Source organism: Pseudomonas sp. UBA3153 (assembly GCF_002364635.1).
Taxonomy (GTDB): Bacteria; Pseudomonadota; Gammaproteobacteria; order Pseudomonadales; family Pseudomonadaceae; genus Pseudomonas_O; species Pseudomonas_O kuykendallii.
The window spans coordinates 22105-35173 of record NZ_DEYR01000028.1; the positions used below are offsets into that span (position 1 = coordinate 22105).

General features: G+C 67.0%; 13 protein-coding genes and 2 pseudogenes. 3 read left to right on the forward strand and 12 right to left on the reverse strand.

Translation table 11 applies throughout. The features are described 5' to 3' along the window. Positions 1-29 precede the first annotated feature (29 nt). On the reverse strand, positions 30-1307 hold the full coding sequence (locus B2X67_RS05840) for a putative porin (protein ID WP_286784909.1): 1278 nt from the start codon (positions 1305-1307) through the stop codon (positions 30-32). A gap of 387 nt (positions 1308-1694) precedes the next feature. Between B2X67_RS05840 and B2X67_RS05845 the strand changes: the two genes are divergently transcribed. Beyond that, the gene (locus tag B2X67_RS05845) at positions 1695-2819 is read left to right on the forward strand and encodes a GNAT family N-acetyltransferase (protein WP_286784910.1); all 1125 of its coding nucleotides are present in this window, start codon (positions 1695-1697) and stop codon (positions 2817-2819) included. A gap of 684 nt (positions 2820-3503) precedes the next feature. Here the strand turns inward: B2X67_RS05845 and B2X67_RS05850 are convergent. From B2X67_RS05850 to B2X67_RS05860, 3 genes and pseudogenes are all read right to left on the reverse strand, one after another. Further along, positions 3504-5335, reverse strand: a pseudogene (locus tag B2X67_RS05850) (ABC transporter ATP-binding protein). A 107-nt stretch (positions 5336-5442) separates the two neighbouring features. Further along, positions 5443-5997 carry a peptidylprolyl isomerase gene (locus B2X67_RS05855; RefSeq protein WP_286784911.1) on the reverse strand — a complete coding sequence of 185 codons (555 nt, stop codon included), beginning with the start codon at positions 5995-5997 and terminating at the stop codon, positions 5443-5445. 144 nt (positions 5998-6141) lie between these two features. Beyond that, positions 6142-7068 (reverse strand): LysR family transcriptional regulator, encoded by a 927-nt coding sequence (locus B2X67_RS05860; protein ID WP_273232765.1) that lies wholly within the window; start codon positions 7066-7068, stop codon positions 6142-6144. Between the two features lie 48 nt (positions 7069-7116). Between B2X67_RS05860 and B2X67_RS05865 the strand changes: the two genes are divergently transcribed. Together B2X67_RS05865 and B2X67_RS05870 are read left to right on the forward strand one after the other, a co-directional pair. Further along, positions 7117-7431 carry a 3-phosphoglycerate kinase gene (locus tag B2X67_RS05865; protein ID WP_286784912.1) on the forward strand — a complete coding sequence of 105 codons (315 nt, stop codon included), beginning with the start codon at positions 7117-7119 and terminating at the stop codon, positions 7429-7431. Positions 7432-7570: 139 nt separating this feature from the next. Next, entirely contained in the window at positions 7571-8170 is a 600-nt protein-coding gene (locus B2X67_RS05870) for an FMN-dependent NADH-azoreductase (protein ID WP_286784913.1), read from the forward strand. A 163-nt stretch (positions 8171-8333) separates the two neighbouring features. Here the strand turns inward: B2X67_RS05870 and B2X67_RS05875 are convergent, their stop codons facing one another. From B2X67_RS05875 to B2X67_RS05910, 8 genes and pseudogenes are all read right to left on the reverse strand, one after another. Continuing rightward, on the reverse strand, positions 8334-8519 hold the full coding sequence (locus B2X67_RS05875; protein WP_090228334.1) for a PA3496 family putative envelope integrity protein: 186 nt from the start codon (positions 8517-8519) through the stop codon (positions 8334-8336). A gap of 107 nt (positions 8520-8626) precedes the next feature. Then, entirely contained in the window at positions 8627-9265 is a 639-nt protein-coding gene (gene nth / locus B2X67_RS05880; RefSeq protein WP_282341499.1) for an endonuclease III, read from the reverse strand. Further along, positions 9262-9825, reverse strand: a complete 564-nt coding sequence (locus tag B2X67_RS05885; RefSeq protein WP_286784914.1) for an Rnf-Nqr domain containing protein — start codon at positions 9823-9825, stop codon at positions 9262-9264. Before B2X67_RS05885 ends, nth begins: the two co-directional genes overlap by 4 nt. Then, on the reverse strand, positions 9822-10388 hold the full coding sequence (locus tag B2X67_RS05890; RefSeq protein WP_286784915.1) for an RnfABCDGE type electron transport complex subunit G: 567 nt from the start codon (positions 10386-10388) through the stop codon (positions 9822-9824). The genes B2X67_RS05885 and B2X67_RS05890 overlap by 4 nt, the downstream gene beginning before the upstream one ends. Further along, entirely contained in the window at positions 10385-10981 is a 597-nt protein-coding gene (locus B2X67_RS05895; RefSeq protein ID WP_273232930.1) for a putative adenosine monophosphate-protein transferase Fic, read from the reverse strand. Before B2X67_RS05895 ends, B2X67_RS05890 begins: the two co-directional genes overlap by 4 nt. Positions 10982-10983: 2 nt before the next feature. Continuing rightward, on the reverse strand, positions 10984-11154 hold the full coding sequence (locus B2X67_RS05900) for a YhfG family protein (protein WP_273232756.1): 171 nt from the start codon (positions 11152-11154) through the stop codon (positions 10984-10986). 51 nt (positions 11155-11205) lie between these two features. Beyond that, positions 11206-12213: an RnfABCDGE type electron transport complex subunit D gene (locus B2X67_RS05905; protein WP_286784916.1), complete on the reverse strand. Its 1008-nt coding sequence runs from the start codon at positions 12211-12213 to the stop codon at positions 11206-11208. Further along, positions 12200-13069 (reverse strand): annotated as a pseudogene (locus B2X67_RS05910) (electron transporter RnfB); the annotation flags it as partial. The gene B2X67_RS05905 and the pseudogene B2X67_RS05910, both read right to left, overlap by 14 nt.

The window sequence follows — 13069 nt, forward strand, 5'->3', positions numbered from 1 at the left end:
CATTCCCCGCTTTGCATTGCGTGTCGCGGTCAGAACTTGGCTTCGAGGTCGAGTTGCATGGTGTCGACATCGCCCTCGCCAGCCGCTGCACCCAGCCAGGCGTCCTTGGCTTTCAGGTAGCTGGCCGCCACGGCGAAGTTCTTGTCGATGTCGTAGCTGACCTTGACCTTGTGGCCCTTGCCGCCGGTGTTGCCGTTGCCGAAGTCGGAATCGGTGAAGGCGCCGACCACCGAGTTGCGTTCCACGTCGCGGTAGTTGTAGTCCAGGCCGAAGGCGAAGATCTTGGTCTTCACGCCGAACAGGTAGGCGGTGTCTTCCTTGCCCACGGTGGCGGTGGTCTTGGCGTCGGCGTTCTTGACGTACTGGCCGTAGAACGACAGCGGCAGCGCCAGGCCGGTCAGGTCGACCTGGCCGAACCCTTCGTAAAGCTGGAACTCGTTGCTGCCGGCGGCGTTGCCGTTGATCGCCAGGGTGTTAGTGTCGTCGTCGTTGTCGAAGGCGTAGAGGCTGCCACCCAGGGTCACTTTCAGGCTGTCCGCCGGCGCGAAGCGGATGCCGGCCTGGCCGGTGTACATGCGCAGGTCGTGCTCGAACTGATAGCCCTCGCCGTCGACGTTGTCCTGCAGGATGTAGTAACCGGTGCTGCCGAACAGCTCGGTCTTGCCGGCCAGCGGCATCTTGTAGGTGACGGCCAGGCCTTCCGGGTTGAGGTCGCCGTCCCAGATCACGTCGCCCATGCTGACCCACTGTTGCGGCATCTTGCCGCCGACCAGGTGCAGGTCCTTGATGTCGGTGGGGTGATAGTCGAGGTAGGCCTGGTCCAGCCAGAACGACTTCTGGCTCATCCCGGCCAGGCTCTGGTTGGTGGACCGGCCATCGCCGCTGGTGCCGCTGCCGGTGGCCAGGCGGATGCCGGCGTCGACCTGCGGGTTGATCTCGCTGTACACGCCGAGACGGGCGCGAACGCGTTGACGATCCTGGTCGCCGGCGATTTTCGTGGCGCCCTCGGCGTCCACGGTTTCGTGACGCAGGCGGATATCGCCCTTGATGGTGGTCCGCGCCGCCCAGGCCAGTTTCTGATCGTATGCGCTCTGCTTCTTGGCCTGGGTTTCGGCCGCGGCCTGCTGGGCTTCCTTGTCGGCAGCCAGTTCGACCGACAGGTCGGTGTACTGCTCGGCGGTGATCGCGCCGTTGGCACGCAGCATTTCCAGCAGTTTGGCGTCGACCGCGGCACTGGCCGGGTTACTGACGGCCATCAGGATGCTGGTGCACAGGCCGGCCCCGGTGAGTGTGGAAACTAAACGCATGAACTTCTCCCTATCGAAATGAAGGTCGGCAATTGGCCAATCCCAAGATGAGGCGCTTGCGGAGGGCGCTTGGCAGTCAGCGCGGGGGTCTCCGAAAACCTGCGCAAGTATTCCGAGGGCGCATGACACATTGATGTCCAACTGATGGCTCGCGTGTGACAGCACCGCTCTGCAACTCGCGAAACAGAGCTATCGCGATCGAAAAGGAGGTCGCAGCCCTTGTATTCAGAGGCTTTGGCGAATTTCGGGAGAGGTGAAAAATTCGTGAAATTTCTTTCCCCGGGGCGGTGCGTCGCACCTGTGCGAGACCGTTGACGAAGCTTTTGGCCACCTGACCTGCCGCCTACGCGATACTGGCGCTCACTTCGTGTCTTCCTGGGGGCCTGCATGGCGTTGTGTGTCGTTTCGAGCCTTGCCGAATTGCCGGCCGAGCAGTGGGATGCCGTGTTGCCGGAGCCGCAGCCGTTCCTGCGCCACGCGTTTCTTTCCGCGCTGGAGCTCAGTGGCAGTCTGGGTGAAGGCTCCGGCTGGGCCGCCGAGCACCTGGTGCATATCGAGGGCGGACGGCTGCTGGCGGCGATGCCGGCCTATCGCAAGCATCATTCCTATGGCGAGTACGTGTTCGATCACGGCTGGGCCGACGCCTGTCATCGGGCGGGGATCGCCTACTACCCCAAGCTGCTCTGCGGCGTGCCGTTCAGCCCGGTCTGCGGCCCTCGCCTGTTGATGGCGGAGCCGGCGGCCGGCCTCGAGTTGCTGCGGGCGATTCCCGGCTACTTGGAGGTCGAGGAGCTTTCCAGCGCGCACGTCAACTTCACGCAGCCGGGCCTCGACGCCCTGATAGGCGCCGAAGCCGACTGGCTGGAGCGCATCGGCTGCCAGTTCCACTGGCACAACCGTGGCTATCGGGATTTCCAGGACTTCCTCGACGCGCTGGCCTCGCGCAAGCGCAAGCAGATGCGCAAGGAGCGCGAGCAGGTGGCGGGGCAGGGCATCGACTTCGACTGGCGTGAAGGCCACCAGTTGAGCGAGGCGGAATGGGATTTCGTCTACGCCTGCTACGCCAACACCTACCACGTGCGTGGACAGAGGCCGTACCTGACCCGTGCCTTCTTCAGCCTGCTGGCCGAGCGCATGCCGCAGGCGATCCGCGTGGTGCTGGCGCGCCAGGCCGGGCGGCCGGTGGCGATGGCGTTCTCGCTGCTGGACGGCGATTCGCTCTACGGGCGCTACTGGGGTTGCCTGGCGGAGTTCGACCGCCTGCACTTCGAGACCTGCTTCTACCAGGGCATCGAGCAGGCCATCGCCGCCGGGCTGAAACGCTTCGATGCCGGCGCGCAGGGCGAGCACAAGCTGGTGCGCGGCTTCGATCCGGTGATCACCCATTCCTGGCACTACCTCGCGCATCCCGGCCTGCGCGCGGCGGTGGCGGAGTTTCTCCAGCAGGAACGCGCCGGCGTGCTGGCCTATGCCGAAGATGCGCGCGCGGCGCTGCCCTATCGCCAACCGTAGGGCGCGCCGCGGGGATGCGCCGTTGGTCGCGGTGCGCATGGCGCACCCTACGTCGGTCTTCAGCCGTAGGGTGCGCCGCGCGCACCGTGGGGATGCGCCATTGGTTGCGGTGCACATGGCGCACCCTCCGTCGAGACCTTCAGCCGTAGGGCACGCCGCGCGCACCGTGGGGATGCGCCATTGGTTACGGTGCGCATGGCGCACCCTACGTCGGCCTTGAGCCGTAGGGTGCGCCGCGCGCACCGTGGGAGTGCGCCGTGGGTTGCGGTGCGCATGGCGCACCCTCCGTCGAGACCTTGAGCCGTAGGGTGCGCCGCGCGCACCGTGGGGGATGCGCCGTGGTTGCGGTGCGCATGGCGCACCCTCCGTCGAGGCCATCAGCCGTAGGGTGCGCCGCGCGCACCGTGGGGATGCGCCGTGGTTGCGGTGCGCATGGCGCACCCTACGTCGAGGCCATCAGCCGTAGGGTGCGCCGCGCGCACCGTGTGGGATGCGCCGTGGTTGCGGTGCGCATGGCGCACCCTACGTCGGCCTTGAGCCGTAGGGTGCGCCGCGCGCACCGTGGGAGTGCGCCGTGGTTGCGGTGCGCATCGCACCCTACGTCGGCCTTCAGCCGTCGGGTGCGCCGCGCGCACCGTGGGGATGCGCCGTCGGTTGCGGTGCTGGGATGTCGGGGGCGACTCCTCAGTCGATTCCGACGAAGCCACCGGTCTGGTGCGCCCACAGGCGCGCATAGAGTCCGCCCGCGGCGACCAGTTCGGCATGGTTGCCGGTCTCGACGATCCTGCCCTTGTCCAGCACCACCAGCCGATCCAGGCGGGCGATGGTGGACAGGCGGTGGGCGATGGCGATCACCGTCTTGCCCTTCATCAGGGTTTCCAGGCTTTCCTGGATCGCCGCCTCGACCTCCGAGTCCAGCGCCGAGGTGGCCTCGTCCATGATCAGGATCGGCGCGTCCTTGAGCAGCACGCGGGCGATGGCGATGCGCTGGCGCTGACCGCCGGAGAGCTTCACGCCGCGCTCGCCGACGTGGGCGTCGAGCCCGGTGCGACCTTCGGCATCGGAAAGCTGGGGGATGAACTCGTCGGCGCGGGCCTTGCGAATCGCTTCCCAAAGTTCCTCGTCGCTGGCGCCGGGGCGGCCGTAGAGCAGGTTGTCGCGGATCGAACGGTGCAGCAGCGAGGTGTCCTGGGTGACCACGCCGATGTTGGCGCGCAGGCTTTCCTGGCTCAGCGTAGCGATGTCCTGCCCGTCGATGAGGATGCGCCCGCTCTGCAGGTCGTACAGGCGCAGGAGCAGGTTGACCAGGGTCGACTTGCCCGCGCCGGACGGCCCGACCAGGCCGATCTTCTCGCCGGCGCGCACTTCCAGGTCGAGCCCGGCGATGATTCCGCTGCGCTTTCCGTAGTGGAAGTGGATGTCATCGAAGCGCACCTGGCCGTGTTCCACGGTCAGCGCGCGCGCATCGTCGCGGTCGGTCAGGGTGATTGGTTGCACCACGGTGTGCATGCCGTCCTGGACGATGCCGATGTTCTCGAAGATGCCGTTGACCACCCACATGATCCAACCGGCCATGTTGTTGATGCGGATGACCAGCGCCGTGGCCAGGGCGATGGCGCCGACGCTGATCTCGCCGTTGCTCCACAGCCACAGGGCGAGTCCGGTGGTGCCGGCGATCAGCACGCCGTTCATGCTGATGATGCAGATGTCCATGGCGCTGACCCTGCGCGACTGCTGGCGGAAACGCTCGATCACCTCGCCCATCGCGGTGCGCGCGTAGCGCTCCTCGTCCTGGGTATGGGCGAACAGCTTGAGGGTGGCGATGTTGGTGTACCATCGACCACCCGGCCCATCAGTTTCGAGCGTGCCGCCGAGGCCGCGGTGGCGCTGCGCTTGATGCGCGGTACGAAGTAACGCAGCGCCGCGATGTAGCAGACGATCCACAGGGCCAGCGGGATGACCAGCCGCCAGTCCGCCTCGGCGAACAGGAACAGCGCGCTGCCGGCGTAGATCACCACATGCCAGAGCGCGTCCACCACCTGTACCGCCGAATCGCGCAGGGCCGGGCCGGTCTGCATGATGCGCTGGGCGATGCGCCCGGAGAAATCGCTCTGGAAGAAGTTCAGGCTCTGGCGCAGCACGTGGCGGTGGTTCTGCCAGCGGATCATGTTGGTCATGCTCGGCGCCAGCGTCTGGTGCACCAGCAGGTCGTGCAGGGCGTTGAACAGCGGCCGCAGGATCACCGCCACCACGGCCATCCACAGCAGCTCGGGACCGTGCTGGCGGAAGAACTCGGAGCTGGGCGTCGCCTGCGCCAGATCCACCAGGCGGCCGAGGAAGCTGAACAGCGCGACGTCGATCAGGGCGACGACCAGGCCGACCACGATCAGCACGGCGAAGACCGGCCAGACCTGGCGGATGTAATAGAAGTAGAAGCACAGGATGCCGTCGGGCGGTGGGTTTTTCGGAGCGTCCTGGAAGGCGTCGATCAGGTTCTCAAAGCGGCGGAACAGCATGGGGCGTCCTTATCTGGCGGGCCGTGGCGCGCGCACCACGACCCAGAAGCACGACCGGACGCGTCGACCGCAGCCTTACCCGCGGGCGCGGGTAGGCCGTGGCCGCGTCACAGGCGCTTGGCGGAGAGGATGACGATCGGCTTGACGGGCACGTCGTCGAACATGCCGCGGCTGGTGGTCGGTGCCTGGACGATCGCGTCGACGACTTCCATGCCGCGCACCACGCGGCCGAACACCGCATAGCCGAAATCGCGCACGCCATGGTCGAGCATCGCATTGTCCTTCTGGTTGATGAAGAACTGGCTGGTGGCGGAATCGACCGCCTGGGTACGCGCCATGGCCAGGGTGCCACGGACATTGCGCAGGCCGTTGTCGGCCTCGTTCTTGATCGGGTCGCGGGTGGGCTTCTCGTTCATCTTCGCGTCGAAGCCGCCGCCCTGGATCATGAAACCGGGGATCACGCGGTGGAAGATGGTATCGGTGTAGAAGCCGCTGTCGACGTAGTCGAGGAAGTTCTTCACGCTGATCGGCGCATCGTCCGGCTGCAGCTCGATGACGATTTCACCAGCGCTGGTGAGCAACTGCACTCGGGGATTTTCCGCGGCCAGGAGGCTGTGGGCGAAGAGCAGGGCACAGGCGGCCAGGGCGAGTTTTTTCAGCATTTTGCGAGGTCCTTGTTGGGCAGGGCGTGGCGGTCGCGCCGGTGGGCGCCGGGCCGCTGGCACGCATCGTACAACGTCGAGGGTCCCGCTGACGTGCTCGAACCTTCGGACCGGCGTCCGCCAGGGTCGTTCCACGCCGCGCGGTCAGTTGGTCGATTGCGGCGCGGCGAAGGCAGCGTCAAGCGGCGCGGCGTCGAAGGTCTTGATCAGTTCGATGAGGATCTGCGTCGCCGGGCCCAGCGGTTTGTCCTTGTTCGAATAGAGGTAGAACAGCGGGCTGCGGCTGCCGCCCTGGTCCAGCGGCAGCGCCTTGAGCTGGCCGTCACGCAGTTCGCGCTCGATCATGTGGCGCGGCAGCCAGGCGAAGCCCAGGCCGTTGCTGACGAAGGTGGCGGCGGTGGCCAGGCTGCCGACGGTCCAGCGCTGCTCGGCGCCGAGCCAGCCGACGTCGCGTGGCTGCTGCCGGCCGGAGTCGCGGGTGACCACCTGCATCTGCGCTTCCAGGTCCTGGAAGTTCACCTGCCGATGCAGCTTGTGTAGCGCGTGATCCGGGCTGGCGACGGCGACGAATTCCACCGTGCTCAGCTCGGCGCCGAGGAAACCGGGAATGATCAGCCCGCTGATGGCCAGGTCGGCGACGCCTTCGAGCAGCACTTCCTCGACCCCCGAGAGCACCTCCTCGCGCAGCCGCACGCGACAGCCGCGGCTCTGCGGCATGAAAGCGGTGAGGGCACGCACCAGGCGCGCCGTGGGGTAGGCGGCATCCACCACCAGGCGAACCTCGGCTTCCCAGCCCTGTTCCATGTGATGAGCCAGGTCTTCGAGCTGGCTGGCCTGTTTGACCAGTTGCCGCGAGCGGCGCAGGAGCACGCCCCCGGCCTCGGTGAGCACCGCGCGGCGGCCGTCGATGCGCAACAGCGGCACGCCCAGTTGTTCCTGCATGCGCGCGACGGTGTAGCTCACCGACGATTGCGAGCGGTGCAGAATTTCGGCCGCCTGGGCGAAACCGCCATGGTCGACCACTGCCTGCAGGGTTCGCCATTGATCCAGGGTGACGCGGGGCGCTTTCATCCTCGGCTCCTCTTATCCTAAGCTGGCGGCCCCCGATGGAGACCAACAATGAAAACAATGCTCTTCGCGCTGGCGGCGCTGATGCCGCTTTCCTGCCTGGCTGCCTATCCGATCGAAGTCGAAAAGCAGCTCAACGGCGCGGAAATCACCTACAGCACCCAGGACATCGACTACAACATGGGCGCCATCAGCCTGACCAACAGGGGCGCCACCGAGGCCACCTGCACGCTGGTGTTCCGCAATGGCCCCGAGGCTCCCCGCACCCGCAAGGCCAGCATCGAACCGGGCAAGACGGTGAACCTCACGGCGAAGTTCGCCCGCAGCATCATCTGCCTGCGCATCCAGATGACCTGCGGCATCTGACGGCCCGCGCCGTCGTTGGTGATAACTCAAGTTAAATCGATTTAGTAGATAATTTGAAGTGATTTTTTTCGCTTTTTAATCGAGATATAGATACTTAATCTCGCTCCATCGAACACACATTCCCGATGGAGAAAAACTCATGTCACGTGTACTGGTCATCGAAAGCAGCGCCCGCCAGGAAGACTCGGTATCCCGTCAGCTCACCCAGGCGTTCATCGCCCAGTGGAAAGCGGCGCATCCGTCCGACGAAATCAGCGTGCGCGATCTTGCCGTCGAGCAGGTGCCGCACCTGGACGCCAACCTGCTGGGTGGCTGGATGAAACCGGCCGACCAGCACAGCGACCAGGAGAAGAACGCCCTGGCGCGCTCCAACCTGCTCACCGAGGAACTGCTCGCCGCCGACGTGCTGGTGCTCGCCGCGCCGATGTACAACTTCGCCATCCCGAGCACCCTGAAGTCCTGGCTGGACCACGTGCTGCGCGCCGGCGTCACCTTCAAGTACACCGAAACCGGCCCGCAAGGCCTGCTGACCGGCAAGCGCGCCTTCGTCCTCACCGCCCGGGGCGGCATCTACGCCGGCGGCAGCCTGGATCACCAGGAGCCCTATCTGCGCCAGGTGCTGGGTTTCATCGGCATCCACGACGTCGAGTTCATCCACGCCGAAGGTCTCAACCTGGGCGCCGACTCGCTGGAAAAAGCCGTGACCCAGGCCAAGGCGAAGCTGGCCCTGGTGGCCTGATCGCTGTCGCTCCCCCGCTCCTTGCCCTGGTTGGCTCCCGGGCATCTTGACCGGCCATTCCCCTGGCCGGTTTTTTTATGCCCGAAGCAAAAGCCGGGTTTTTCCCGGACGAAAAAAAACCGCGCGCTGTGGCCAGCGGGCGGTTTCTTTTGCCAGGGGCGGCCTACAGGTCGAAATCGTAGTCCGACAGCTGCCGCTGCAGGCGACGTTCTTCCAGGTAGTTGTCGATGATGCGGCGCTTGGTCAGGTTGGTCTTGGCGACCTCCACCGGGGTCGCGGTATCGTCGTCGCCGTCGGCGTCTTCCACCGCGAGATCATCTTCGAGTTCGATTTCGGCTTTGTCGGTCATACCTGTCGCTCCAGGCTGAGGGTGCTATTGGCGCACCTTATAGCGGCAAAGACTGGGCGGGTAAAAAAGATTTTTTCAATCGACATGCGAGGTTTTGCCTAAACGCCTCAATCGTCCGAGGTCTTGTGCTTGTACTCGCAGAGGTCTTCGATCCGGCAACTGCCGCACTGCGGTTTGCGCGCCTTGCACACGTAGCGGCCGTGCAGGATCAGCCAGTGGTGGGCGTCCAGCAGGTAGTCCCGGGGCACGAACTTGACCAGCTTGCGTTCCACCTCCAGCACGTTCTTGCCCGGCGCGATGTGGGTGCGGTTGGCGACACGGAAGATGTGCGTGTCCACCGCCATGGTCGGCTGGCGGAACGCGGTGTTGAGCACCACGTTGGCGGTCTTGCGGCCGACGCCGGGCAGCGCCTCCAGATCCTCGCGATTCTCCGGCACCTGGCCGCCGTGCTTCTCCACCAGCAGGCGGCAGGTCTCGATGACGTTCTTCGCCTTGGCGTTGTACAGGCCGATGGTCTTGATGTACTCGGACAGCCCGGCGACGCCCAGCGCGTAGATCGCTTGCGGCGTATTGGCCACCGGAAAGAGCCTGGCGGTGGCCTTGTTCACCCCGACGTCGGTGGCCTGCGCGGAAAGGATCACCGCGATGAGCAGCTCGAACGGCGAGCTGTAGGCCAGCTCGGTGACGGGGTTGGGGTTGTCCTCGTGCAGGCGACGGAAGATTTCCAGGCGTTTGGCGGCGTTCATGTTCTTTCGCGGTATGGCGGACGAAGCCGGCGGCGCAGCGCCAGCAGGAGGCCGAGCAGGATAAGGCCACCGGGCGCCGCCGCAAAGAGCGTCGCCGGCCTGGACGTGACGTGCAGCACCCACTCGGCCGCGAGCGGGCCGAACAGCCAGTCGGCGTCCGCCAGCAAGGTACCGGAGCCGAGGATCTCGCGCAGCCCGCCGAGCGCCAGCGCCGCGGCGGCGAAGGCGAGGACCCCGCGCAGACCGTCGCCGGCGGCGTCCTCTGTCTGCGCGGCGAGCAGCAGGCAGGGCACCGCGAGCAGCGCGGTCCAGGGTTGCAGGGCGTTCTGCAGGTCATGGAAGAACGCCCCGCCAAGCAGTTCCGCGATGCTGCAGAGGCCGGCCGCCATCAGCAGCGCGGCCAGCCAGTAGGCGGAGCCCTGCGCGTGACGGCGCAGCAGCGGCAGCAGCAGGACGAATGCGCCGACCGCCAGCAGGCCCTGCGCGGCGATGCCGACGCCTTTCACCAGCGAATCCGCTGCACCCACCAGCGGCAGCGAGGCGAACAGCACCCGCCTCATGGCCCCGGCTCCAGCAGACGCTCGCGGTTCGCGGCGAACACCTGAAGCGCCTGCTGTACGCCGAGCAGTACCGCGCGTGAGCTGAGGGTGGCGCCGCTCATCTGGTCGAAGTCGCCGCCGTCGCGCCGCCAACGCCAGCGCTGCGCCAGCGTTTTCCCGGCGAACTGCGCCAGCCACTCCGGCCGCGCCATGGCGTCGCCGAGGCCGGGGGTTTCCCGCTGCGCCAGCACCTTGCTGCCGATCAGCCGACCGTCCGGGTCGATTGCCACCAGCAGGCGGATGGGGCCTTCGTAGCCCTGGGTATCGAGCGTCAGCAACACGGCGGTCACGCGCCCGGCGAGGGTCGCGCGGTAGGCGGGCATCGCCTGGCCGGGCAGGCTCAGCGGCTGCCGCAGCGGCGCGTTGTCATGGCTGCGCGCAGGCAATAGATCGAGCAGCTGGCGCTCTTCGGACGCCCGCCGTTCGGCCTCTGTGCGGGCCGCCAGCGTGCCGTGCAGCACGCTGGTGAGCGTTACGCCAAGCAGCGCAACGGCCAGCGCCGGCAACCAGCGACGGGCGCTCATGGCGCGATGCGCTGGCCGATACAGCGCTCGAATACGTCAATCAGCGCCTGGTAATCGCATACCACCGCGTCGATATTGGCCTGCAGCCATTCGAGCTCCTCCACGTGCCACCAGCTTATCTGGTAGCCGGCGTTGACGATGATGTGTTCGAAGAGAATGCGCTGAGCCCGCCCGTTGCCTTCGCGAAAAGGGTGCACAACGTTCAGGTCGCCAAACAGCTCTGCTACCGAGGTGATCAGTCGGCCCCGTTCGAGCCCTTCGAACCAGTGGGCTGCTTCCAGTGTGCGAAACAGTTTCTCTGCCTCGGGCTCGATACGGAGCACATTGCAGAAGTGGGTGCCTGTCTTGGAGATGTCGACACTGCGCAACTCGCCCGCCCATGTGTAGAGGTCGGCGAACAGCTGCCGATGGATGCGCTGCAGATAGGCGAGGTCGTAAGGCGGGAGTTCGAAGTCGATTTCGTTGGCGGCGATGGCGGAGAGTTGCTGCTCCAGCCCGGCCAGCACCTGGTCATCACGAATGTCGAAGCGGTTGCGCAGCGTATGTGAGCCTGGATAGCAGTACGGGTCTTGTCCGACCCCGTATTTGTCCAGGGTCAGGCCTGCGACTGCCGATAGGTGTTCAAAACCGCTTCACGCGTGGGCAGCGCGCGTTCGCCGTCGGCCGGGCTGGTGTCATAGCCTTCCAGGCGAAGACTGGCGGCATAGTTGGATTGCCGGGTCTTGGCGCAGTAAGTCTTCTTGGCTCGCAGGCTCGGGGCTTTCATGGACGTGACCTTGGCAGCGACATCTGAGGCAAATTATAGCGAAACAGACGGTCAAGGTCGCCTGCGATCCAGCATCGGCACCGCCAGGTTCATCGCCAGTACGGCGAAGGCCATGCCGTCCGGGGAGTTGCCCCAGGTGCGCAGGGCGTAGGTGAGCAGGCCGACGCCGATGCCGAACGCCCATTGGCCACGCGGGCTGCGCGCACCCGAGACCGGCTCGGTGGCGATGAAGAAGGCGCCGAGCATGCTCGCCCCGCTGAACAGGTGCAGCAGCGGCGAGCCGTTGGAGTCCGAGCCGGTGCCGTTCCAGCACAGCAGGGCGCTGACGAACAGCGCACCGAGCATGCCGGCCGGCACCCGCCAGGCGATCACCCGACGCTGCACGAGCAGCAGCCCGCCGAGCAGGAACGCCAGGTTCGGCATTTCCGCGCCTCGTCCGCCGATGCCGCCGAATGCGGGATGCGTGGCGAAAAGCTCGGCCTGGGTCAGGCGGTCGTTGTGCCTGAGGGTGTCGAGCAGGGTCGCGCCGCTCCAGCCGTCCGCCGGCGTGGCGCCGAACACCTGCAGCAGCGACAGCCCGCTCCAGTCGCCCGGCTGCGGCCACTGGCTCATCGGTGCCGGGAAGGCGATCAGGGCGAAGGCGTAGCCGAGCATCGCCGGGTTCAGCGGGTTGTGGCCGAAGCCGCCCCACAGCGATTTGCCGAAGAGGATGGCGAAGGCGCTGGAGCTTGCCGTCAGCCACCAGGGCGCCGACGCCGGCAGCGCCAGGCCGAGCAGCACCGCGGTGACCAGCGCGCCGCCTTCGGCCAGCGGGGCGATGCCGAACAGCGCCTCCCCGGCGCGCGGCGGTGGCTGGTGGCGCAGGCGGCGGACCAGCGCTTCGCAGGCCAGCGCACTGATTGTGGCGATCGACAGTTGCAGCAGCACGCCCCAGCCGAAGAGCCAGAGCAGCGTCAGCGCGCCGGGCAGGCAGGCCAGCACCACCAGGCGCATGCTGCGCGCCACGTCGAAGGCCGCCGGCCCCCGCAGCGTTGCGTCGAGCGGATCAGTCACCGGCATGCGCGTCGACCTGGCGCTCGGCCTCCGCCAGGCGCGTCCGGGCCCGCTCCAGCGCCGCCTCGTCCAGCGGCACGCGACGTTGCAGTTTGCTGACCTCGGCACGGGCGTAGGCCAGCTCGGTCTTCAACGCGCGCAACGCCGGATCGATGGGGCGTTTCTCCGTGCGCAGCAGTTCCGGCGCCGGTTTCCCGCAGGCGGCTTCGGCGGCATGGAGTGCCTGCTCGGCGGCGCTCAGGGAGGCCAGCAACGCCTGGCGAAGGTGCTCCGCTGCGTTCTTGTCCTCGGCCTCACGCACGGCGTCGCGGGCGCTGCGGTAGGCGATCTTCGCCTGCTTGAGCGCCTGTTCGCCGGGCGTGAGGGACGCCTCGTTCGTCCCCTGGCAGGCGTCCAGATGCGCCTGCGCCTGACTGGCGGCAGCTCGCAGCTCGGCCAGTTGCGCTTGTTGCCCGGCGGTCGGCGCCGCGCCGAAGGCCTTCTGCGCCTTGCTCAGCTGGGCGCGGCTCATCGCGGCGGCGATCTTGGCCTTCTTCAGCAGGGCGTCACGGTCGTCGCCGACGCCCACCGCCGAGGCGCCGGGCGGCGCTTCGGCGGCCACCAGCGCGGCCTGTGCGGCTTCGGCGGCGGCGCGCAATTCGGCGACCTGTGCCTGTAATTCCGGCGTGCCGCGCGCGGCGAGCTGCTTCTCGGCCTTGCTCAGGGCGACGCGGGCCATGCTCGCCTCGATCTTCAGGCGCTTCTGATGGTCGTTCGCCGGCGCTGCCGCCGCCTGTTGCGCGCGAACCCGTTCGATGGCCGATTGCACCGGCGCGTGGTCGGAAGCGGCGGCGGGCGGCCGTGCCCGCGCCTGGCGTTCGGC

Excerpts from the sequence above, each read along its gene's own strand:
- B2X67_RS05900 (WP_273232756.1), bottom strand. The coding sequence starts at position 11,154 with ATGAAAGCCCCGAGCCTGCGAGCCAAGAAGACTTACTGCGCCAAGACC.
- B2X67_RS05905 (WP_286784916.1), bottom strand. The coding sequence starts at position 12,213 with ATGCCGGTGACTGATCCGCTCGACGCAACGCTGCGGGGGCCGGCGGCC.
- B2X67_RS05860 (WP_273232765.1), bottom strand. The coding sequence starts at position 7,068 with ATGAAAGCGCCCCGCGTCACCCTGGATCAATGGCGAACCCTGCAGGCA.
- nth (WP_282341499.1), bottom strand. The coding sequence starts at position 9,265 with ATGAACGCCGCCAAACGCCTGGAAATCTTCCGTCGCCTGCACGAGGAC.
- B2X67_RS05865 (WP_286784912.1), top strand. The coding sequence starts at position 7,117 with ATGAAAACAATGCTCTTCGCGCTGGCGGCGCTGATGCCGCTTTCCTGC.
- B2X67_RS05845 (WP_286784910.1), top strand. The coding sequence starts at position 1,695 with ATGGCGTTGTGTGTCGTTTCGAGCCTTGCCGAATTGCCGGCCGAGCAG.
- B2X67_RS05870 (WP_286784913.1), top strand. The coding sequence starts at position 7,571 with ATGTCACGTGTACTGGTCATCGAAAGCAGCGCCCGCCAGGAAGACTCG.
- B2X67_RS05840 (WP_286784909.1), bottom strand. The coding sequence starts at position 1,307 with ATGCGTTTAGTTTCCACACTCACCGGGGCCGGCCTGTGCACCAGCATC.
- B2X67_RS05875 (WP_090228334.1), bottom strand. The coding sequence starts at position 8,519 with ATGACCGACAAAGCCGAAATCGAACTCGAAGATGATCTCGCGGTGGAA.
- B2X67_RS05855 (WP_286784911.1), bottom strand. The coding sequence starts at position 5,997 with ATGCTGAAAAAACTCGCCCTGGCCGCCTGTGCCCTGCTCTTCGCCCAC.
- B2X67_RS05885 (WP_286784914.1), bottom strand. The coding sequence starts at position 9,825 with ATGAGGCGGGTGCTGTTCGCCTCGCTGCCGCTGGTGGGTGCAGCGGAT.
- B2X67_RS05890 (WP_286784915.1), bottom strand. The coding sequence starts at position 10,388 with ATGAGCGCCCGTCGCTGGTTGCCGGCGCTGGCCGTTGCGCTGCTTGGC.